Here is a 21,544-nt window from a genome sequence, read left to right as displayed (position 1 = left end):
GATGGCACGCTCGACGAAGACGAAGACGAAACAGCCCAGGCAGCCCCGCCAGCCCCGCCCCACGTCCCGTGGCTGGCCGGGTCCCGGCGGCGGCATGGTCGGCTACGTCGACCCCGCGCCCGAGTGGCGCGGCACCTCCGTCCAGGTGTGCGGCCTGTGGCCGTTCGGCGCCGGGTCCGGCACCCCGATGGTCGGGGTGCCGCTCGGCCGTGACCTGGAGTCAGGGGCGACGGTCTGCTGCGACCCGGTCTCGTGGTTCATGCGCACGGGCCTGCTCGCCAACCCGTCGATGTTCGTGCTCGGCCGCCCAGGGCTCGGCAAGTCGACGGTCGTCCGGCGCATGGCACTCGGCCTCTCCGGCTACGGCGTCCACCCGCTGATCTTCGGCGACCTCAAGCCCGACTACGTGGACCTGATCAGGGCCATCGGCGGCCAGGTCATCAGCCTGGGCCGGGGCCGCGGCAACCTCAACGTCCTGGACCCGGGCGAGTCGCTCCACGCCGCGTCGCGGCTCACCGGCGAGGCCCGCAACAGGCTCCTCGCGGAGATACACGGCCGCCGCCTGCACATGGTCTCGGCACTGGTGACGATCCTGCGCTCGGGACCGCCGACGGACCGCGAGGAGACAATCCTGTCGGCGGCCCTGAACGTCCTGGACGACCGCCACTCCTCGGGTACTTCGGGCCAGAACCGCGTACCGGTGCTCGGCGACCTGGTGCAGGTCATCAAGGACGCCCCGGAGAGCGTACGCGCCGTGGCCCTGGACCGGGGCGACATCAACCGCTACCGCGACGTCACGGAGAACCTGGAGGCGTCGCTGACCGCGCTGCTCGGCGACGGCCGCCTCGGCGGCACCTTCGCCAGCCCGACGACGGAGCCGATGAAGCTGGACCGTCCGGTCTGCTTCGACGTCAGCGGCATCGACGACAGCGAGGTCCTGCTCCAGGCGGCGGCGCTGCTGTCGTGCTGGTCGTACGGCTTCGGCGCGGTCTCAGCGGCGCACGCGCTCGCGGACGCGGGGCTGGAGCCGCAGCGCAACTACTTCCTCGTCATGGACGAGCTGTGGCGCGTCCTCCAGGCGGGCCGTGGTCTGGTGGACCGCGTCAACGCGCTGACCCGTCTGGACCGTCAGCGCGGCGTCGGCCTCGCCATGATCACCCACAGCATCGACGACCTCATGGCGCTCCCTGCCGAGGAGGACCGCACCAAGGCGAAGGGCTTCGTGGAACGCGCGGGCATGGTCGTCTGCGCGGGCCTGCCGCCCGCCGAGATGCCCCAGCTCAGCCAGGTCGTGGAGCTGACGGAGGCAGAGAAGCGGCTGCTGACGGACTGGTCCACCCCGCCGGCCTGGGACGCCGCCAACGGCCGCCGCGCCGACCCGCCAGGGCTCGGCAACTTCCTCATCAAGGTCGGCAGCCGCCCCGGCATCCCGCTGCGCGTGGATCTGACGGCGGCGGAGACGCGGGTCAACAACACCAACAAGAGGTGGAACAAGTAGGCGGCGGACACGACGCGCACAGAGGACGGGCCCGCGGCGGGAAGCCGCGGGCCCATTGCTGTGAGTGGCTGTCGCTACTTACCGGGACCGCCAGGCCCCCTGCCCGCCGTCTTGGCGGCAACCCGCACCTGCACCGTCGTGGGCGGCGGCGTGGAGGACGAGTTCGCCGCGTGGGTGGGCGCGACAGGCGTCGTCGTGGCGAGGAGCCGCTGCCCCTCGTGGCTGAGCAGGGACTGGGGCGGCGGGGACGCGGACCGGGGCGCCGCGGGGTTCACGGGGTTCGCCGTGTTCGGGGACACAGCGGGCGTCTCCAACGCCGACCTCTGCTGCTGCCGCGCGCTCTCCGCCGCCAAGGCATCGCTCACTTCCGGGCGAGGACCCATCGGCTGGGCCGACGTGACGCTGGTCCGCTCCGCCGTCGTCTGGTATGCCTCGCGCGCCTGGTTCGACGCCGTGGCGGCGCTCAAGTGCTGGTCATTGCCCGTGTACGTGGCCGACTGCTGCGCCGGGCGCTCGAAGCGCGACGGCTCGGAGGGGGCCGTCCGGTACCAGTTCTCCGCCTGCTCGGTCGTCGCGTTCTGCGGCGGGGGCACCGCGCCGCTCGGTTGTGGCCCGCTCGGTGCCTCTTGCCGGGGAATCGACGGGTACGAGACCGAGGAGACCGCATCGGCCCGCTGCTGCGTGGGGGCGGGCGGGGCCTGTTGCTGGGCTGTGGGGGCGAGCGGGGTCTGCTGGCGCTCACCGGTCGAGAGCGACGCCGTGGCGTCGGGCACGGCGACGGGCGTGGCCGGACGGCTGGCACGGTCACGGGCGTCGGCCATCGTTCCCTGCCGCACTCCCAGCAGGGCCTCCTGGAGATTTTCCCGCTGAGGCGAGTGAACGGGCACCTCGCTCATCGGGGTGGCGACCAGCGCCTGTGCGCGCGGCAACCGCCCCTTGTCGGCCGCCGCCTTGTAATCGGTCCTGAGCAGCTCGGCCAACTGAGCCCTGACGGCTTGCTCCAGCTCCCGTTGCCGCGGGTCCGGCATTTCCTGGCCCGGTGCGGGAAACCCGCCCTGTCCGGGCTGTTGCCCGAATTGCTGGCCGAACTGCTGCGCCGGCGGCCCCTGCGCGAACCCGCCGGTCCCGGGCCCGGGACCGTACGCCCCGGGCCCGGGCTGGAAGGACTGCATGGAGCGTTCCTGCTCCCACCCCCCGGCCCCGGGCCACTGCTGCGGGCCGCCGTAGTCGGGCCCCGAGGGGGAGGCCGCTGGCGCGTACTGAGCGGCGAAGTCCTGCGGCGTCGAGCGGCCCGGGTTCAGGCGTCGCCCGATCCACTGTGCCGCGCGCCTCACCAGGTTCAGGAGCGCCTGCCTGCGGGAGGTCTCCCGCAGCTCCTCCCTGATCAGGTTCAGCGCCAGCCGCCTGGCCTCGTTGTTCACCGCGTCCGGGGCGGGCGTGCTCGGTCCGGTTCCGGCCTGCCGAGGCGGGTCAGTGTCGGCCATGGAGCCCCTCCTTCATGGTCGGGGGTGCTGACGCCGGGAACAACGGGCCCCGGAGGGGAACGGTTCAGTCAGCTCACCGCTCGCCGCTCAGCACCGCTCACTTCCTGCGGCGCTTACGGCCGCGGCCGCTGCTCTTCCCGTAGGGGGAGCCGGAGGACACCGGCGCGGGTGCGGGCGCCGGGGCCGGAGCCACCACCGTCACCGTGGGCGCGGGTGGCTGGGTCTCCCGGGCGGCCGAGCCGTGCGCCTGCGACGCGGGCTGGGACTGGAGCCGGGGGGTGAACTGCCCTTCGGGGCGCGGGAGCGGCGAGGACTGCTCCCGTGTCCCCCGCTCCGTCGAAGCACCGGTCCTGCTCGCGAGCCGGTCACGGGCCTCCGCGAAGTGCCTGGCGGCGTCCTGTTGTCGCTCCAGGGCCGCGACGGCGGCGTGGTGGTACTCCTGCTGCTGGTCCCGGCCCATCATGCCCCGCTTGAAGAGGCCCGTGGCGTCCTTGTCCGCCGCCTCGGCCCTCGCGTACGCGTCCCGGGCCTCCCTGAGCCGCTCCCACATGAACTCCTCCGCGCTGAGCAGGCTGTTCATCTCGGCCACGGCCACCTGGTCGACGGTCAGGTGCGGTTCCCCGTGGGACTCCTCGTACATCTGCGGTGTTCCTCTTCCCTTGTGCTCTCCGGTGGCCCCCGGCCCGCACAACCATCGCGCGCGGGCCGAGACTTTCTGGCCCCGTGCGACCTTCGCGTGAGCAACCACGGTCCCGCGGAGCCGGTGGTTCACCCCCGCGGCCGACCGTGGTCATGCTCACGTCGTGCTGGTGTCCGCCGGGCGCACCCCCACGTCGGCGGGGTCGGCCCCCGGCCTCGTGTGCTCCGTGCCCCGCGCACCCTCCTCAAGGCGGCGCAGCTTCTCCCGGATCTCCTTGGCGTCGGGGTGGTCGAACTCCTCGAAGACGGCGAGCGCTTCGCGCCACCGGGCGCGGGCCTCCGCCGGTCTGCCCGTCGCCAGGTGGATGTCGCCGAGGTGGCCGAGGGTGTGTCCCTCGCCCCAGCGGTTGCCGACGTCCCGGTGTGTCTCCAGCGCCTGGTGGTAGCGCTGGATCGCGTCGTCGTGGCGGCCCAGCCGGTGCTGGACGGTGCCGAGGATGTCGAGGGTGACACCCTCGACCCAGCGGTTGCCGGTGGCGTGCAGGACGCCCAGGCCCTGCTCCAGGTAGTCGTTGGCCTCGTCGAACCTGCCGAGCCGCTGACAGGCGTCCCCCAGGTTGGCCAGGGCTATGCCCTCGCCCCAGGCGTTGCCGGAAGCGCGGTCGAGGGCCAGCGAACGGCGCGTGTACTCGACGGCCTTGTCGAGGCGTCCGACCTGCATGTGCAGGTTGCCCAGGTTGCCCACGGCCTGGGACCTGCCGGTGGTGTCCCCGAGCCGCTGGCACAGCATCATCGCCTGCCGCAGATGGACGATGGCCTCGTCGAACCTGCGCATCGCCGTCAGCGCGGCGGCCATGTCGCTCAGGCTCCACGACTCACCCGTGCGGTCGTCGGCCTCGCGGGCACCGGCGAGGGACACCCGGGCGGTCTCGAACCAGTCGTGCAGGTGGCTGCGCAGGTAGAAGAACCCCCACATGGCGGCGGTGAGCCGCCACGCGATGTCCGGCCGCTGATACGCGGCTGCCTGATGCACGGCTGCGACGAGGTTGGCGCGTTCCGTCTCGCACCACGTCAGCGCCTGGTCGCGCATGGTGAACGCCAAAGGGTTGCAGCCCTCTGGCAGGGGTTGCAGGGGTATCCGGCGGCGGCGCGGGGTGAGATGGGGGTAGGCGGCGTCCACGGTGTGCTGGTACCAGCACAGCAGCCGCTCCACGGCACGGGCCCGCTCCTGCGGTGTCTCCTCGGTCTCGACGCGTTCGGCGGCGTAGACACGCAGGAGGTCGTGCAGGGAGTAGCGGCCCGGCGCGTGCTCGGTGAGCAGATGGACGCGGGTGATCTCGACGAGCAGGCTCCTGGTCTCGCGGAGCGGCAGCCCGGCGAGGGCCGCGGCGGCGTGCGCCGAGATGTCGGGCCCAGAGTGGAGGCCCAGCAGGCGGAACAGCCTGGCCGCGGGGACGGACAGTGCCTCGTAGGACCAGGAGAAGACGGTCCGCACGTCCGTCGTGGGGTCGCCGCCCGCGAGCGCGTCGAGACTGTCCTGGCTGTCGCGCAGTTCCTTGGCCACCGCGTGGAGCGGGAAGCCGGGGTGCGTGGCGGCACGCGCCGCGACGACGGCGAGGGCCAGCGGCAGCCGCGCGCACCGCGCGATGATCTCCTTGGCCGCCTGGGGTTCGGCGGCCAGCCGTGCGGCGCCGACGCGGCGCACCAGGAAGCCGTGCGCCTCGGAGTGCTTCAGCGGACTCAGTGTCAGCGGATAGGCCCCGTCGTTGGCTATCAGCCCGGTGAGCTGACTGCGGCTGGTGACGATGACCAGGCAGCTCGGTGTCCCGGGCAGCAGGGGCCGGACCTGCTCGGTGTCGCGGGCGTTGTCCAGCAGGATCAGGACGCGCCGCTCGGCGAGCATGCTGCGGTACAGGGCCGCCTGCGCGTCGAGGGAAGCGGGTATGCGCTGCGGCGGGACGCCGAACGCGTCGAGGAAGTTGCGGATGGCCTCCGCGGGCGTGACCGTCGAACCCGTCGGGTCGAAGCCCCGCAGGTTGATGTAGAGCTGCCCGTCGGGGTAGCGGTCGGCGACCCGGTGTGCCCAGTGCACGGCCAGCGTCGTCTTGCCGATGCCCGCCATGCCGCCGATCGCGCCGATCACCATGGGTGCCGGTCCCGTACCGCCGCCTGACGACAGCTCCTCGACCTGCTTCAGCTCGGCCTGCCGCCCCGTGAACGTGTGGAGGTCGGCGGGGAGCTGTGCGGGGCGGGCGGCCTGCCGGGTGGCCGGGGCCAGGCGGTAGGACTCCTTCTCCGGCGCCGACGGCTCCAGCGACGCGTCGGCGGCCAGGATGCGGTCGTGCAGCTCGCGCAGCGACGTGCCGGGCTCGATGCCCAGCTCGGCCACCAGCGTGCCCCGCGTCCTGCGGTAGGCGGCCAGCGCCTCCGCCTGCCGTCCCGAGCGGTACAGCGCGAGCATGAGGAGCTGGCACAGCCGCTCCCGCAGCGGGTGCTCGCCGGTGAGCGCCGTCAGCGTGGCGATCACCTCGTTGTGCCGCCCGAGCTGGACGTCCACCTCCAGGCAGGTCTCCAGCGTCGTCAGCCGCTCCTCGACGAGCCGGGAGCGCTCCGCCTCGGCCAGCGGGCCCGGGAGTCCGGCCAGGGGTGTCCCCTCCCACCCGTCGAGCGCGGCGTGCAGCAGCTTCGCGGCAGCGTGCAGCTCGCCCGCGGTGCGCAGCTTCTTCGCCTCGGCGACGCGCCGCTCGAAGACCCGCAGATCCAGGGAGTTCTCGGGCACCCGGACGAGATATCCGTCCGCGACCGAGACCACCACCTGTGGGGCTTCCGCGGCCTGGCGTTCGGGTTTGAGCACCTTGCGCAGCCGTGACACGTATGTCCGCAGCACGGACACGGCGGCGGTCGGTGGTTCGTCTCCCCACACGGCGTCGACGAGTTCGGCGACCGTGACGGGGCGTCCCCGACGCAGTAACAGGGCGGCCAGCACCACCCGCTGCTGCGGTGAGCCCAGGTCCAGTTCGGTGTCACCGTGCCACGCCCTGACCCGTCCCAGCACCGCGAAGCGCAGGGACTCCTCGTAGCCCGCACTCACGGGGCCACCAGGGCATTCATGGCGGGGACATGCACGGCAGGGGTGTTCACGACGAGGACGTTCATGCGCTCCAGACTCCCGGCGCGGTGACGCGGACGGGAGTGCCATGTGGCACCGGTACCGATGACAGATATGAGTGGAGCTTGTGCTGATGTATGGGGGGCTCGTGCTGACATGTGGGCCTGTTCAGGAAAATTGACGGTGAATTGTGTGCAGGACACGGCTCAAGAGCCCTGCCCTGACCAACCGCGATCGCCCCCCGTCGCGACGGACTGTCAGCCTACTGGTGTCACGGGCCAGCGCGACGCCTGCCGTACGGCCTGCCGTACGTGCCGCACAAGCCGTACGCGCATGCCCGCACTCGTCCGCTGTGGGCACACCACCGCGGACACAGCGGAAACGCGCCCGTAGAACACTTCCGGCCACGGCTTCACCGTACCCCGAAGGGCGCGGTGAAGCCGTGGCCGTGACGTCACGACAGACAGTGGGTCAGTCCGTCGCGCGGAAGGTGTTGCCGCTCGGGTTCGCGGTGGCACCGTCGTAGAGGCCCGTCGGGCTGGTCTGCTTGGAGAGCGCGAACCACGCGTAACGCTCCAGGAAGTCCAGCTTGTCCAGTGTTTCGGTCGATGCCTTGATGAAGGCGGTCTGCTCCTGCTCGCTGGGGTAGCGCGTCTGCTCTTCCTTCTTCTCGGGGAAGTCGATGAGCGCGTACTCGGTCAGCCACACCGGCTTGTTGTAGCGCTCGTGGATGCCCTTCAGGTAGGAGGCCAGTTGCTCGCTGGCGCCGGGGCCGAAGTCCGAGCCGTACCAGTGCACCGGGATGAAGTCGACGCGCAGGTTGCGCTCCTTGGCACCCTTCATGAAGCGGTCCAGCCAGCTGCCGTCCTTGGCCGCGTCGTAGGCGACGGCGGGTGCGCCCAGCCGCATGCCCGTCTTCTCCAGTTGGGGCCACAGGTCCAGGGCCTCTTCGGGTGTCATGTTGGCCTGCTGGGGCAGGTCGGGCTCGTTGAAGGCCAGCAGGTTTTTGCCCGACTGCTTCGCCTTGTTCAGCTCGGCGTCATTGACCGAACCCCTGCCCCAGATGGTGGGCACGAACTCCACACCCTCCGGCGGGGTGAGACCCTCGCTGGAGGCGGCCCAGTTGTGGTACCAGGTGGCGCCGGAGTCCTTCAGCGCCTCCGTCGCACCGTCGACGGGGTTGACGGCGACGCCCCTGCCGTTCGAGGGCGAGTCGCCGGGGTTGCCGGGCTGGTCGTCGCCGGGGGTGGGTTCCGGCGTCGGCTCCGGCTTGGGGCCGGGCTTGTCGGCGGGGCCGCCGTTGCCGTGGAAGGTGACGGTCATGCCGCTGCATTCCTTGCACTGGCGCACCACCTGGTTGCCCGGCTCGGTGTCGTGCTTGGACCACGAGTAGGCGGTGGGGCACTGCTTGGCCAGCGCCTCGCTGTAGGGGGTCTTCGCGTCGCGGTTCGGGTTGACGCACACCAGCGGTCTGCCGGTGCCCTTGGCCTTGGTCAGGTTCTCCGGCGGACAGGCGGAGAGCAGATTCGTGGGGCAGCCCACCGAGGCGCACTCCCCGCCGTTCTCCGGCGGCTTCGCCCCGTCGGGTGTGATGGTGACCGAGGTGGAGACCGCGTTCACATAGCTGACGTTGTACCAGGGCGCCAGGTTGTCGGCCTTGTCGAAGTTGAACTCGGCGAGGCTGGCGGGCTGCTCGCCCGTGGTGCAGTGGTCCGCGTAGGGCCCGCAGTCGCCCACCTCGCAGTAGAAGGTGGTGCCCTCCTCCCCGCTGCACCCCTGGCGGGCGAAGAACTTGCCCCGCCAGTGCCCCGGGTCCGAGTTCTCGGGAATGGTGACGGTGGCCGACTTGCCCGGGTCCAGCACCGGCAGCCCCGTCAGCGGCTTCGAACCGTCCGCGTTGACGGTGGCACCGACCCACACACGGCTGCCCGTCTCGTTGCGCAGGGTGACGGTGTGCTCGCCGTTCTCGGCCGCTGCCGAGGCGGAGGCCATGTCCTCCTTCCCCCCGTCGGACCAGAACTGCGTCGAGGCCACGGCCGACACACCGACGACAACGAGCAGAAAGGCGAACAGCAGGGGTCTGAATGTTCGTAGTGATCGCAGTGGCGGTAGTGGTCTCACACGCATAGAACACGCCTCTCGGATGGTGAAACGTCTGCGCACGCACGACGTATGCGCACACCGGACGGTTCACCCGACGGTTCACCCGGCGGTTCACCCGGCGGGCAACCGCTCCCGCTGCGTCCGTCCCGTCATCTGGCCCGGGCCATGGGCTTCCCGTGCCCCACGGCCCAGGCCCGGCCGATGAGTTCGGCCGTGTCCAGGAGCCGGTTGGTGAGCCCGCACTCGTCGTCGAACCAGGCCACGGTCCGCACCTGGGTCGGGGTGACATGGGTCAGCGCGAGGTCCACGACGCAGGAAGACGGGTTGGCGATGATGTCGCTCGACACGACGGGCTCTTCGGTGCAGGCCAGCACGTTGAGCAGGTGCCCCTGCGCGGCGTCGCGGAGTGCCGCCTCGACCTCGCTCGCGGTGGTCGGACGGCGCGGTGTGACGTTGAGGTCGAGGAGCGCCCCGGTCTGCACGGGCACACACAGCGCGTAGCCGTCGAGCCTGCCGTCGAGACGGGGCAGCACGCGACCGATGTCGCGGGCTGCCCCGGTGGTGGATGGAGTGATGCCCTCTCCCCCGCCACCGCCTCTTCTGACGTCGTGGCGCAGGCCGTCGGACAGCCTCTCGTCGGCGCACGCCTGGACGGTGGTCATGAGCCCGTGCTCGATGCCGAAGAGCTCGTCGAGCACATGGGCCAGGGGGGCGAGGGCGTTCGTGACGCAGGAGCCGAGGGAGACGACGTTGTGGCACAGGTCGTCGTAGCGGTCGTGGTTGACGCCGTAGGCCACCGTGAGGTCCTCGCCCTCGGCGGGCGCGGCGATCAGCACCTTGCGCGCGCCCGCCTCCAGGTGCCCGCGGGCGACGTCGGCGTCGGTGAGCAGCCCGGTGGCCTCGACGACGATGTCGACGCCCAGCTCCTTCCAGGGCAGGTCGCGGACGTCGCGCTCGTTGAGGAACCTGAAGTCGCGGCCGTCGACCCGGAGTGTGTCCCTGTCGCAGCGGACGTCCCAGTCGAGCCGTCCGAAGCAACTGTCGTAGCGGAGCAGATGGGCCATCAGTTCGGGATCGCCGACGTCGTTGACGGCGACGATCTCCAGAGCGCTGTCGCGTTCCAGCATCGCGCGCAGAAAGCCGCGACCGATGCGTCCGAATCCGTTGATCGCGACAGTGGTGGTCACGCGGTCACTCCAGGTGAATATGGGCGAGCGGGAGCGTTGCCGAGCCTCACACCGGGTGCCTTCGAGAGTGGGGTGACCTGCCCGGCGTGTCTCGACGCCACCGGTGTCACCGTGTCCTGCTCCCTCCGCGCATTCGAAGATCAGCTCGTCGTGGGGCCCAACGTAAATCGAGCACAGCCGGTTCAATCGGGCACCTCGGCACAGTGTGAACCGGGCGTGTTCGCGCCCCGTAGTGAAGACAGAGCTGCCGTACACCGGGGCGGGACACCGGCTCGACGGAAGGAGACACGACATGGCAGGCGACGAACCCGTTTCGCCCCTGGGGCCGAGGGACCAGAACTGGCCGGACGTCCCCATCTCCCGCAATACGTCCGTGGCTTCGTACGCGGGGCTGTCGCCCAATCGCTACGGCAACAGCTCTGGCCCGCAGCAACACGGTCCCACCCAGTACGAACAGTGGCAGCGGCTGGAGAGGGCCGCGTACGAGAACGAGTACTACCAGGGCCGGCCGTCGTATCAGTCGCAGCCGTACCCGCGGCAGCCGACGCGTACGCAGCCGACGCCCACGCAGCCCGCCCCGGAGCAGTCGCTGACACCTGCCCAGCAACGGGCGCGGGAACTGGAGAGAGCCCACCAGGCGGCTATGCGGGGGCGGACGGGCGTGGGGACGCCGGAGCAGGAGCAGGCGAGGGCGCGAGCGCTGCGCGCGGCGTCCGGAGGAGGCGGGCAGCCGCACAACGGTGCCGCCGCCGGCGCGCAGAACCACTCTCCCCGGATGCCTTCCGCTCCCACCGCCGCGCGGCCCCAGTACTCCGACGCGCTGCGGCAGGCGCAGCTGCTCCAGCAGCAGCGGCGGCTCCAGGAAGCGCGCGGCAACTCGCAGGGGCAGAAGAAGCTGCGCTGACGTCCGTCCTCCGCCACCCGCGCGAAGAGGGGGCCGTCGGAAATCCGACGGCCCCCTCTTCGTTCGCGTCGCCCCCGGTGTCACCGGGCGACCGCACCTACCTCAGCAGGAGAGGTCCTTCCCCGGGTCGATGCCGAGGATCTGGGTGAAGTGCTGGTAGGTGTCCACACGGCTCTGCACCTGGGCGGGGTTCTTGCCGTCGCACTCCAGCGAGCCGTTGATGGAGCGGATGGTGTTGCCGAAGCCCTTGCCGTTGGCCATGGCGTCGTGCGGGGTCATGGTGCCGGGGCCGCTCTGGGTGTTCCAGTACCAGAGGCCGACCTGCCAGGCCACGGAGGAGTCCTTCTCCACCATGGCGGGGTTGTTCAGCAGGTCCAGGCCGAGCGCGTCGCCGGCGGCCTTGTAGTTGTAGTTCCAGCTCAGTTGGATGGGTCCGCGACCGTAGTAGGCGTTCTGGCCGGCCGGGCAGCCGTACGCCTGGGCGGGGTCGCAGTAGTGGGAGTAGTTGGCGGTGTTCTGCTCGACGACGTGTGCGAGGCCGCCCGTCTCGTGGCTGACGTTCGCCAGGAAGGCCGCCGCCTCCCGCTTCTTCATGGTGTCGTCGCCCGACGTGGCGAAGGCGGGGAAGGCGTTCAGCGCCGCTGTGAGCCCCTTGTAGCTGTAGAGGGAGTCCCGGGCGGGGAACATCTCGTTGAACTGGCCCTCGCTGACGACGAACTTCCCTGGGGTGTCACCGGGGTGGTCGTCACCGCCGCCGGTGCTGCCACCGGTGCTGCCACCCGTGTTCCCACCGGTGCTGCCACCGGTAGTGCCACCAGTGCTGCCGCCGGTGTCCCCGCCGGTGCTGCCACCTGTGGTGCCGCCCGTGGTGCCCCCGCTGTCACCGCCGCCCGTGGTCGGGGGGTTCTCCTTCTTGGCGACGGTCCACTTCTCGTTCGCCGCACCCGTGCAGGTCCAGATCTGGAGAGGTGTGCGGTTGGCGCTGTTGTACCCGCGCACGTCCAGGCACTTGTCCGCGGCCGGGTTGACGATGTCCTGCGCCTCGCTGACGACCCACTGCTGGTTCGGCCCGCCGTGGCAGTCCCACAGCTGCACGGACGTCCCGGCGGCGGTGCCCTTCTCCCAGACGTCCAGGCACTTGCCGAAGGCCCTGATGGTGCCGTCCCCCGGCATGGTCCAGCGCTGGGCCTCCGTGCCGTTGCAGTCGTAGAGCTGCACCGGGGTGCCGTTCGCGCTGTTGCCGTCCGCCACGTCGACGCACTTGCCCGCGAACCCCGAGATCTGGCTGCCGGACTCGTCGGCCGCCAGCAGCATCTGAGGAGGCCCGAAGGTGAGGATCCCGGCTGTCGCCGCACCCAGTACCGCGGCTGTCGCCACGGCGGCGCGTACGGGGCGTACAGGGCGTCTCAGAGTGAACTTTCCTGCGCGTGGGGTGGTGGACATCGTGGATGTCCCTCCTTGGGTCCGGCAACGGGTGGTCATGGCGTTGTACGGATGACACGGATGGGAGCCGGAAACGGTTCTCCCGCACCCCCGCCCCGGGCACGTGCGCGGGTGCGGTGAACCCGATGCCGCGTGTGTGCGTTGTGCTGCCCGTACAGGGTCATGTCCCGTCATGTCCCGCCGCTCCACGGCCACCTCGGCTCGGCAACGGCCCGAGGCTGCCCTCACCGCACCCGGAAAGGAACACGATGACGGCCGACGTCCAGGACGCCGCACAGGCACCCCACGAACCCCAGGAGCCGGGGGGACCCCAGGACCGCCCGGAGTTCCCGGACGACAGGCCCCCGGAGCCCGCACCTCCGCAGTTCATCCTCTACCTGGACGGCGAGGAGTACGCCTACATCCTGCGGCAGCTCACCCTGTGGACCCACCATGTGCTGCTGCCGGTCTACGGCAGGGAGGTCACCTCCACGGAGCCCTGGTGCTCGCGCTGGTGGGAGCACTCGGAGGCCGTCGCCCAGTTGCACGGGCTGTGGCTCGCCTGGGGGGAGCTGACGGGTCCGGGGTCCGGGATGTGCGGTCCCGCCAACTGGCACCGTGACTATCTGGGCCCCGTCATGCAGTCCCTGCGCAGCCCGATGGGACCCTTCGCCGGATGCAAGCCCGGCAACCACCGGGCGAAGGAGGTGCCCCCGGTCGACGCCATCGACCCGTTCGCCCCGCCGCCTCCCCCCATGCCCTGACGACGGTGGTGGGGGCGGCGGGCGCTCCCGGCTCAGACGCTCAGACCTCGCTCAGACCTTCTTGAAGGTCCACTCCTGCTTGCTGTTGTCGCACACACCCAGTTGCAGGTCGACGTTCTCGGTTTTCGTACCCCACCTGTCCGGGGTGAGGCACAGGTCGCCGCTCTTGTGGTTGCGGATCCAGTACGCGCCGTCGGGGCGCTTGTCGAACCACCAGAGCTGGTTGTCCTTGTTGCTGGCGTCGCAGTGGTACTCGGCCACCTTCGTCCCGACCTGCCGAGGGCCGTAGTCCCCAAGGTCGAAGCAGAAGCCGTCCTTGATGTTGCGGATCAGATACAGGTCGACGCCCCCCGGGCCGTTCTCGGGGCTCTTGTCCAGCTTCCACCGCTGGTTGTCGGCCGCCGACCCGCCGCACTCGCGCTCGTCGATGATCTGCTGGTTTATCTGTCCCTTGCCCTGGCCGGGGAGGTCGGCGCAGAAGCCGAAGTGGTTCTTGAGCACCACCGCGCCTGTGGGGATGGGGACGTCCTTGTCGGCCTTCGGGGAGTCCTTCGGCTTGTCCTTCCCCGAGTCCTTCTTGTCCGACTTCTTCTTCGGAGAGGGAGAGGACAACCCCGACTTGGGAGACGGCGACTCCGCCGAGCGCGACGGGCTGGTGGGGTCCGGATAGGTCGACTGCTTGGGCTTCTTCGGCTTGCCCGCCTCGTTCTCCGCGCCGGTGGCCTTGTTCTGCTGCGCCTCCCCCTCCGAACCGCCGCTGCCCAGCGCCACCAGCGAGCCGACGACGAGCACGACGATGCTCACCGCCACCCCGCCCATGACCAGGGGGCGTTCCATCAGTCCGGGCTGCTGGTACTCGTCGTCCGACTGGCCACCCTTCGCCCGGAAGCTGGGCGTGCTCATCGGCGAGGAGGACTTGCTCTTCGAAGACGACCCCTTGCCCATCGAGAAGGACGGCATGGACGGCATCGAGGGCATGGACGGCTTGAACCGCGACGGCTTGGACGGCTCCAGCCCCTCCGCCTCGTGACCGGCGGCCGGAGGCACCGGAGCGGCGGGCCCTGTACCCACCGGAGGCACCGGCGCTGCGGGCCCTGTGCCCACCACGGGCATGACGCTGGTGGCGTCGGCCTGCTCAGGAGCCGGTGGCTGTACGGCCTGCTCCGGGCCCGGCGCGGGCGCGACCGGCTCCGGAGCCGGGGCCGGTGCGGTCTGCTCCGGCACCGGCGGCGCCGGTGCGGCCTGTTCCGTGGGCTCCGGGGCACCGGCTCCGGCCCCCGCGACGGCCGCGGCCGCGTCCGCGTGAGCCTCGTCGTACACCTGGTCCAGCAGCTTGCTGGCCCCGTCCGGCTGCACCTCGACGACCGCCACGTACTCCGCGGCAGGGTCGGAGATGGCCGCCGTCACGGGCGCGTTCCGGCTGCGCGCGTAGCCGTGCAGCGTGTCGAGGATCGCGACGTCCAGTTCCTCGCCCGGCACCACGGGCACGGGGTCGCCGTCGATGACGGCGGAGCCGTCACCGGAAATGACCACGGAGAACGCGGGGGAGGCCCCGGACCCCTCCCCCGCGGACTTCAGCCGGCCGAGATCAGCCGGGGAAGCGGGCGTGAGGGGTTCGTACTCCCTGGCCGGCTCATCAGCATCGTCACCCCGGTTCATGTGTATCCCTTCCTCACGGTGTCGGCGCTGTCGGCGCGTGGATTCCACACAGACCCGCGGGGCCTCGGCGGGCCCCCGGCGGGCACAGACCGGGCATCACGACAGCCCGGCGCACACCGCAACGGACACCGGGCGCAAACAGTTCAACTCGCGGGCACCTTCCCGCGCCGCCGAGCGGGCCGGAGAGGCCCCGGAGACGGCCAGGAGAGGGCCTGGCACGACGGCACAGGGCGCCCCAAGGGCCCTGAAACCGCGCACGGAGAACTCCGCGTAAACGCGGCGTGGAATTCCCGTGGGGCACGGAGAAACGGAAAGCATCATTTCCCGTTCCGGCGAGAAATTCGCCGTCCGCCGCAACTTCCTGAGCGGTCCCGGTATCTAACGTCGCGTTCGGAAAAACTCCCGACATCGCCCGCTCTTCGCACCACTGACATCACCGGCGCTTTCTCCGCCGGTTCGCCGGGCGGTGTTTCCACGAAGGGTCATTCCTGCATGCGCACGCACACGCACACGTACCGGAACATCACCGCCACGGCCACCGCGGCGCTCACGCTCGCCCTGGGCGGTCTCGCGCTCGCGGCGCCCGCCGCACCGGCAGCCGAGCCCGTCGCGGCGTCCTTCGTCCGCGAGAACGGCGAGCTGACCTACAAGGCCACCCCCGGGCAGAACAACTCCCTGGAGATTTCCACGGAGATGGAGAAGCGCGGCGAATTCGAGGAGTACCACATCCTCACCTTCCGCGATCAGGGCGAACTCACCATCGACCCGGAAACCGCCGAATGGGACGAGTGCGTCTATCCCTCGCCCTCCGACCACACCGTCGTCCAGTGCGCGGTGCTCGCACCCCAGAACTCCGACGACTCCGACATCTATCAGGTCGCTCTCGGCGACGGCGACGACAGCGCGACGGTCAACGCCGACAGCGACGCGTACGCCACCCTCTTCGGCGGCGCCGGTGACGACACCCTCACCGGCAGCCCGTCGAACGTCCTCAAGGGCGAGGCGGGCAACGACACCCTCGACGGGGGCGGCGGTGTGATGGGCTTCGGCTCCTACGGGGGCGACGGCGACGACATCCTCACCGGGTGCACGTACGAGTGCCTCGGCGGCCCCGGGAACGACTCCCTCACCGGCACCGACGAGGAGAACATCCTGCGCGGCGAGTCCGGCAAGGACACCCTGCGCGGAGGCGGCGGCCCCGACGAGCTGTTCGGCGGCGAGCAGAACGACACCCTGTACGGCGAGGCGGGCGACGACACACTCTGGGGCAACAGCGGCGACGACGTGCTGCGGGGCGGCGCGGGCAAGGACACCCTCTCCGGCGGCCCCGGCACCGACAAGGTCTACCAGGACTGAGACCGGGTCACGGGGTGTGTGAGCCGGGGGCCGTTCTCTCCGGCTCACACACACCCCGGCCCGAGCGAACCCCGGGCCCCGGCCCCCGGCCCCCGCGTCATCTCCCCGCGTCGGCTCGCCCCGGTTCGGGCAACTCCCCTACGCCCGCGCCGCATGCGTCACCCGCACACCCCTGAAGCTTCCCCAGCGCCTTCTCCAGCCCCTTCCGCACCTCCGCGTACGCGGGGTCGTCGTGCTGTGAACTCATCTCGTACGGGTCGGACTTGAGGTCGTACAGCTCCCTGCCGCCCCTGGTGTAGCGCACGTACAGATACCGCTCCGTGCGGATGGACTCGTACGCGGCGGAGTAGACCTGCCCGTGCCTGGGCTTGCGCTTCCGGGTCTTGCGGGGCGAAGCCTCGCCGTCCTGGTCCAGATCGCCCTCGGCTGCCCGCCGTCCGGACGCGGCGTCGTCGCCCGACGACGGGCCGCCGTCCGTGCCCACCGCACTGCGTCGCGCGCCCTCCGCCGCCTCGTGCAGGATGGGCCGGCCGGTGTGCCGACGGGGATCGCGCGCGAACGGCAGCAGGGACCGCCCGTCGAGCGCGAGCCCCGGCCTGGCCCCGCCGATGTCCGCGATCGTCGCGGCGAGATCGACGTTGCTGCTCATCTCGCGCGACGGTGTGCCGCCCTCGATCCCGGGCCCGCGCATCATCATCGGTACATGTCCCGACGCCTCGTGCGGCAGGAACTTCCCGGTGGGCACGTTGTGCTGGCCGAAGAAGAAGCCGTTGTCCGAGGCGAAGAGCAGATACGTGTTGTCGAGCTGCCCCGCCTCACGCAGCGTCGACACGAGCTTGTCGACGGCCTCGTCCACGGCGAGCAGTGCCTCCAGCCGCCCACGGTAGCTCCGGGTGATCTCCTCCGTGGTCTCCTGGTCCAGCTCCGGGTAGTCGCGCAGGAACCCCGGCTTGTCGGACATGTCGTCCTCGCCGTACGCGGGCATATCAGGCAGCGGCTCGTCGGCGAACTCGCCCTTGTGCCGCGGCGCGGGCCGGGGAGCGGGCCCCACCTGGGGCCTGTCCGCCTCGTCCGCCTCGTCCGCCTCGTCCGCCGCGGCCACGCCCTCCGCCTTGTCCTGGCCCGCATCGTCGCCCTGGCCCTGGTCCTGGCGCTGCTCCTGGCGCTGCTCCTGCTTCCGGTCCTTCTTACGGTCGATGAGTTCTCCGTGCGGCGCGAGGAACGCCACGTCCAGGAAGAACGGCTTGCCCTCCGCCGACTTGCGCTTGATGAAATCGGCCGCCTTGTCGCGGTACACGTCCGTCTGGTAGAGGTCCGGGTCCTCGACGTGCGGGTCCCCGTACGTCTTGAGCCTGCCGTTCTCGTTGAGCTGGTACCCCCACATCCGGTACGTCGTCGGATCCACCGAGCCGCGCCACTCGTCCCAGCCGGGCGGCACCTCCCTGGGGTCCTTCTTGCCGTAGCCGTTCGGGTACTTGCCGATGTGCGAGGTCACATACCCGGCCTTCTGCATCCAGACCGGCAGCGTGTTCGTGTCGTCGAGATTCGCGTACCCGCCCAGCGGCGGCCCGTTGTGCCGCACACCGTTGTTGTGCGCGAACTGGCCGCTGAGGTACGTCGACCGGGAGGGACAGCACAGTGGCATCGACGGGTAGTACCGCTCGAACTCCACGCCCTCCTCCCCGAACAGCTCGCGCGTGCGGTCCATCACGCGCAGGGACTCCAGCCACTGATCGTCCGTCATCACCATGACGACATTGGGCTTGCGCTCCGCGTCCGGGTTCCCGTCGTCCCCGAGCCCTGCCCATCCGTACCGTTCGGCGGCAAGCCCGCACGCGACCACCGCGAGCACGACGGCCAGCGCCACCCCGGCCCTCGCCCGGCCGCCCTGACCACGCCGGAGGCGCTCCCCCGCCGCCCTGATCTTCGTTTCCATCCGCACAGGCTCACAGGGAAGGGTGGGAATTCGGTGAGCCCGGCATGGGAACTCGGCAATATCCGCGCACCGCGACCGCGCAGACCGCGTCCCCCGCGCGGTCTCAGCCGCCCAGCGGCACCCGCACCGAGACCGAAGTGCCCTGCCCAGGAACGCTGTTCACCGCCACCCGGCCCCCGTGTGCCGCCGCCACCGCCGCGACGATCGCGAGGCCGAGACCGCTGCCGTCGCCGCTGCGGGAACGGTCGGCGCGGTAGAAGCGGTCGAAGACCTTCGGCATCGACTCGGCGGGGATGCCGGGGCCGTCGTCCGCCACCTCCAGCACCGCCCAGCCGTCCCGCCGCCCCACACGTACGCGCGCACCCGTGTCGGCGGGTGTGTGCACCCGCACGTTCGCCAGCAGGTTGTCCACCACCCGCCGCAGGTGCTCGCCGTCGCCCTCCGCCACCGTGCCCGGCGCCGCCTCCAGCCCGAGCGGGCGGCCCGGGTCCACGGCCCGCGCGGCCGTCACCGCGGCCCGCGCCACCTCGCCGAGGTCGACGGGCGCGCGCTCCGGGGCACGGGCCGTGTCGAGCCGGGCCAGGAGCAGCAGGTCGTCGACGAGCCCGCGCATCCGCAGTGCCTCTCCTGTGATGCCGTCCATCGCCTTGCCGCGCTGCCCCGCGTCGGCGAGGGCGCCCTGATGGTGCAGGTCGGCGTAGCCGAGGATCACGGTGACGGGCGTGCGCAGTTCGTGCGAGGCGTCGGCGACGAACTGCCGCAGCCGCCGCTGGGTGGCCTCCTGCCCGTCGAGCATGGTGTTGAGGGCCAGCCCGAGACGTCCCACCTCGCTCGCCTCGTCCGCGGGCCGCACCCGGCGCGCGCTCTGCCCGGCGGCGATGGCGTCGGCGTCCCGCGCCATGGACTCCAGTGGCCTGAGCCCGCGCCGCACGACCCACAGTCCGGCGCCGCCGAGCAGGGCCAGGCCGCCCGCCGTGGCGGCCGTCTCGATGAGCAGCAGCCGGCTGAGCGTGCCGTCGACGGAGGTCAGCGGCACGGCGATCACCAGGGTGCCGCGCCGCCCCGGCAGGGGATGTGCGAGCAGCCGGTACTCCGGGCCGCCTCCGTCGAGGGCGGGGACCGTGACCGGCGCGTGCGCCGCCCGCCGCAGTGGTGCGGGCAGTTCGGGCGGCGGGTCCTCCGGGTTGCGCAGGCCCTTCACCAGCGGCGTCACGGTTCCGTCCGGCCGACGGATCTCGATGAAGTACTCCGACGTGCCCAGCATCCGCGCGTCCGGGCCCAGCCCCTGTGCGGGCGGCAGGCCCCGCTGCACCTGCTTGACGACGCGGGTCCGCACGCCGCGCAGCGCGGTGTCCGTGCGGTCGACGAGATAGCCGCGCAGCGCCGAGTAGACGACGGTGTCCAGCGCCAGCAGCACCGTCGCGGCGAGCGCCAGGAGTGCGATCAGGAGCCGTCCGCGCAGCGAGCGGGGCAGGGGGAAGTGCGGCCGTCGGCGTGTGCCCCGGTCGTCCGGGCCGGGCACGGTCAGCCCTCCGGGGTGCGCAGGATGTAGCCGATGCCGCGCCGGGTGTGGATGAGCGGCGGGCCGAGGGAGTCCACCTTCCGGCGCAGATACGAGATGTAGGTCTTGAGCACGGCGGTGTCGCCCTCGCCGTAGTCCCACACATGTTCCAGCAACTGCTCGCGGGTCAGTACGCGCCCTGCGTTGACCAGCAGATGGCGCAGCAGCCGGTACTCCGTCGGCGACAGTTCCACCACATGTCCCGCCCGCCGCACCTCGTACGTCTCGGCGTCCATCTCCAGGTCCGCGCAGCGCAGCAGCGTGCCGTCCGCTGTCCCGCCGTTGCCGTCCGTCCGCCGCAGCACGGCGCGCACCCGGGCCGCGACCTCCGCCAGCCGGAACGGCTTGGTGATGTAGTCGTCCGCGCCCAGGTCCAGCCCGCCGACGACGTCCTCGCCGCTTTCCCGCGCCGTCAGGAACACCACCGGCACCCGCGCCCCGCTCGCGCGCAGCCGCCGTACGACCTCGAATCCGTCGAAGTCGGGCAGCATCACGTCCAGGAGGACCAGATCGGGTCTGTGTGCGCGCACCGAGGCCAGCGCCTCGCGGCCGGTTGCGGCCTCGTCCACCTCGTAGCCGAGGAAGCGCAGCGACGTCGCCAGGACGTCCACGATCGCCGGTTCATCGTCCACCACTAGCAGCCGTCGGCCCGTGCCCTCCACCATGCGGCCATACTGCCAGCCGCCCTCGCCGCACCCTTCCGGCGCGAACGGGACCGGCAGATGCACTGGACTCGACCGCAGTGCGGACAGACAGGCACGTGACACCTCATGTCCTGAACGATGCCGTGCGCAGGTGGGAATCCGGTGAGAATCCGGTGAGTATCTCGACCTGTTTCTTACGGCTGACCCCTGCGCCGCAGCGGTGTCTCGCCGCGGTCCGGCGACGGCCGGGCCGCGGCGAGGACATGGCCGACGGGATCAGGTGCCGGTGAGGCTGATGGCCACGTCCGTGATGTTCAGCGGGAACTGGCCGATGGAGGTGGCCTGGCCCGTGAAGATGTTGACGCTGTAGAGCGACGGTGTGCTGGCGCCGTACGGGGTGAGGGAGGCGAAGGCGGCGTTGTCGACCGCCTTCCCGCCGGACAGGGTGCTGTAGATGTCCATGCCCGCGTTGAGCCCGGCGTCGATGCCGAGGCTGCCGGTCGGCGCGAGCGTGCCGTTGTTGGCCGGGGACTGGAGGACGACCTGGTCGCTGGTCGTGTTGATGTCGGCCAGGGTGGTCACGGTTGCCGGGTTGAGGTCGTTGTTCGTGTACGCGGCGGCGGTGACGCCCTTGGTCGTGCCCTCCGTCGGCGGGGTGGTGAGGTTCACGTCCTGGATGGTCGAGTTGTCGTTGAGGTTGTGCCGCAGGTTCTGGCCGTTGTCGCTGATCACGCGGAGCCGGTCGGCCGCCGGGTTGAAGTCGACGCCGAACGTCGTGCCGTTCAGCGCGTACTGGAGCTGGGACACCTTGGTGACCACGACGTCCGTGGTGGCCGGCGGGGTCTTGATCGTGTAGATGCCGCCCTTGTTGCCGACGCCGTACATCAGGCCGTCCTGGGGCCGGAAGTCGATCCCGGCCAGACTCGTGTCACCGCTGAGGCCCGTGACGACCCTGACCCAGTCGAGAACGTTCGGCTTGTCGGTGGTGAACATGGCCATCAGGGTGCCGTCGCCGCTGATCCCGTACGCACGGAGGCTGGGGGTGGCGGCGGGTGCGGCCGAACCGGTGCCCGGCGTACCGAGCATGAGCGCCGCCGAGGTGGCGAGGACCGCGACCGCCGCCATGATTCTCTTTCTCTTGCCTGCCTTCATCGGAACATCCCTCCCCTTTGGGCGGGCGCCATTGTGCGGCGCCCGGCTGAGAATTCCCGTACGCACGCGCGCACTGATGACCGGAAGTCGCGTGCGGAATGACTGCCGAGGTGTTCCCCTGCGGGC

Annotated in this window: 15 protein-coding genes; 4 read left to right on the top strand and 11 right to left on the bottom strand. The window is 71.1% G+C overall.

Annotated features, from left to right (window positions below; all coding sequences use genetic code 11):
- The first annotated feature begins 1 nt into the window (after window position 1).
- Entirely contained in the window at window positions 2-1,498 is a 1,497-nt protein-coding gene (locus ACYVOO_RS09375; protein ID WP_461015167.1) for an ATP/GTP-binding protein, read from the top strand.
- A gap of 74 nt (window positions 1,499-1,572) precedes the next feature.
- Here ACYVOO_RS09375 and ACYVOO_RS09370 read toward each other — a convergent pair whose 3' ends face one another.
- From ACYVOO_RS09370 to ACYVOO_RS09350, 5 genes are all read right to left on the bottom strand, one after another.
- Window positions 1,573-2,982 (bottom strand): hypothetical protein, encoded by a 1,410-nt coding sequence (locus tag ACYVOO_RS09370; protein WP_461015166.1) that lies wholly within the window; start codon window positions 2,980-2,982, stop codon window positions 1,573-1,575.
- A gap of 97 nt (window positions 2,983-3,079) precedes the next feature.
- Window positions 3,080-3,622, bottom strand: coding sequence for a hypothetical protein (locus ACYVOO_RS09365; protein ID WP_461015165.1), 543 nt, complete (start codon window positions 3,620-3,622; stop codon window positions 3,080-3,082).
- A gap of 156 nt (window positions 3,623-3,778) precedes the next feature.
- The gene (locus tag ACYVOO_RS09360) at window positions 3,779-6,712 is read right to left on the bottom strand and encodes an AfsR/SARP family transcriptional regulator (protein ID WP_461015164.1); all 2,934 of its coding nucleotides are present in this window, start codon (window positions 6,710-6,712) and stop codon (window positions 3,779-3,781) included.
- A 489-nt stretch (window positions 6,713-7,201) separates the two neighbouring features.
- On the bottom strand, window positions 7,202-8,764 hold the full coding sequence (locus ACYVOO_RS09355) for a glycosyl hydrolase (protein ID WP_461015163.1): 1,563 nt from the start codon (window positions 8,762-8,764) through the stop codon (window positions 7,202-7,204).
- Between the two features lie 218 nt (window positions 8,765-8,982).
- Window positions 8,983-10,020 (bottom strand): type I glyceraldehyde-3-phosphate dehydrogenase, encoded by a 1,038-nt coding sequence (locus tag ACYVOO_RS09350; protein WP_453343854.1) that lies wholly within the window; start codon window positions 10,018-10,020, stop codon window positions 8,983-8,985.
- A 292-nt stretch (window positions 10,021-10,312) separates the two neighbouring features.
- Here ACYVOO_RS09350 and ACYVOO_RS09345 point away from each other — a divergent pair, with 292 nt between their 5' ends.
- On the top strand, window positions 10,313-10,924 hold the full coding sequence (locus tag ACYVOO_RS09345) for a hypothetical protein (protein ID WP_461015162.1): 612 nt from the start codon (window positions 10,313-10,315) through the stop codon (window positions 10,922-10,924).
- A gap of 102 nt (window positions 10,925-11,026) precedes the next feature.
- Here ACYVOO_RS09345 and ACYVOO_RS09340 read toward each other — a convergent pair whose 3' ends face one another.
- Complete coding sequence (locus ACYVOO_RS09340) at window positions 11,027-12,367, bottom strand: glycoside hydrolase family 19 protein (RefSeq protein ID WP_461015161.1); 1,341 nt, start codon at window positions 12,365-12,367, stop codon at window positions 11,027-11,029.
- 248 nt (window positions 12,368-12,615) lie between these two features.
- Between ACYVOO_RS09340 and ACYVOO_RS09335 the strand changes: the two genes are divergently transcribed.
- Window positions 12,616-13,110 carry a DUF4913 domain-containing protein gene (locus ACYVOO_RS09335; RefSeq protein ID WP_453343851.1) on the top strand — a complete coding sequence of 165 codons (495 nt, stop codon included), beginning with the start codon at window positions 12,616-12,618 and terminating at the stop codon, window positions 13,108-13,110.
- 51 nt (window positions 13,111-13,161) lie between these two features.
- Here the strand turns inward: ACYVOO_RS09335 and ACYVOO_RS09330 are convergent, their stop codons facing one another.
- Entirely contained in the window at window positions 13,162-14,769 is a 1,608-nt protein-coding gene (locus ACYVOO_RS09330; protein ID WP_461015160.1) for an RICIN domain-containing protein, read from the bottom strand.
- 492 nt (window positions 14,770-15,261) lie between these two features.
- Between ACYVOO_RS09330 and ACYVOO_RS09325 the strand changes: the two genes are divergently transcribed.
- Window positions 15,262-16,125 carry a calcium-binding protein gene (locus tag ACYVOO_RS09325; RefSeq protein ID WP_461015159.1) on the top strand — a complete coding sequence of 288 codons (864 nt, stop codon included), beginning with the start codon at window positions 15,262-15,264 and terminating at the stop codon, window positions 16,123-16,125.
- A 97-nt stretch (window positions 16,126-16,222) separates the two neighbouring features.
- Here ACYVOO_RS09325 and ACYVOO_RS09320 read toward each other — a convergent pair whose 3' ends face one another.
- From ACYVOO_RS09320 to ACYVOO_RS09305, 4 genes are all read right to left on the bottom strand, one after another.
- Window positions 16,223-18,061, bottom strand: coding sequence for a sulfatase family protein (locus tag ACYVOO_RS09320; protein WP_461015158.1), 1,839 nt, complete (start codon window positions 18,059-18,061; stop codon window positions 16,223-16,225).
- A 103-nt stretch (window positions 18,062-18,164) separates the two neighbouring features.
- Complete coding sequence (locus ACYVOO_RS09315; protein ID WP_461015157.1) at window positions 18,165-19,583, bottom strand: sensor histidine kinase; 1,419 nt, start codon at window positions 19,581-19,583, stop codon at window positions 18,165-18,167.
- Window positions 19,584-19,585: 2 nt separating this feature from the next.
- Entirely contained in the window at window positions 19,586-20,287 is a 702-nt protein-coding gene (locus ACYVOO_RS09310; RefSeq protein WP_461015156.1) for a response regulator transcription factor, read from the bottom strand.
- Between the two features lie 255 nt (window positions 20,288-20,542).
- Window positions 20,543-21,391: a DUF4394 domain-containing protein gene (locus ACYVOO_RS09305; RefSeq protein WP_461015155.1), complete on the bottom strand. Its 849-nt coding sequence runs from the start codon at window positions 21,389-21,391 to the stop codon at window positions 20,543-20,545.
- Window positions 21,392-21,544 lie beyond the last annotated feature (153 nt).

The organism is Streptomyces daliensis (assembly GCF_054782395.1).
The sequence above is the reverse complement of the archived record's forward strand: the minus strand, read 5'-3'. Positions and strand labels throughout refer to the sequence as shown.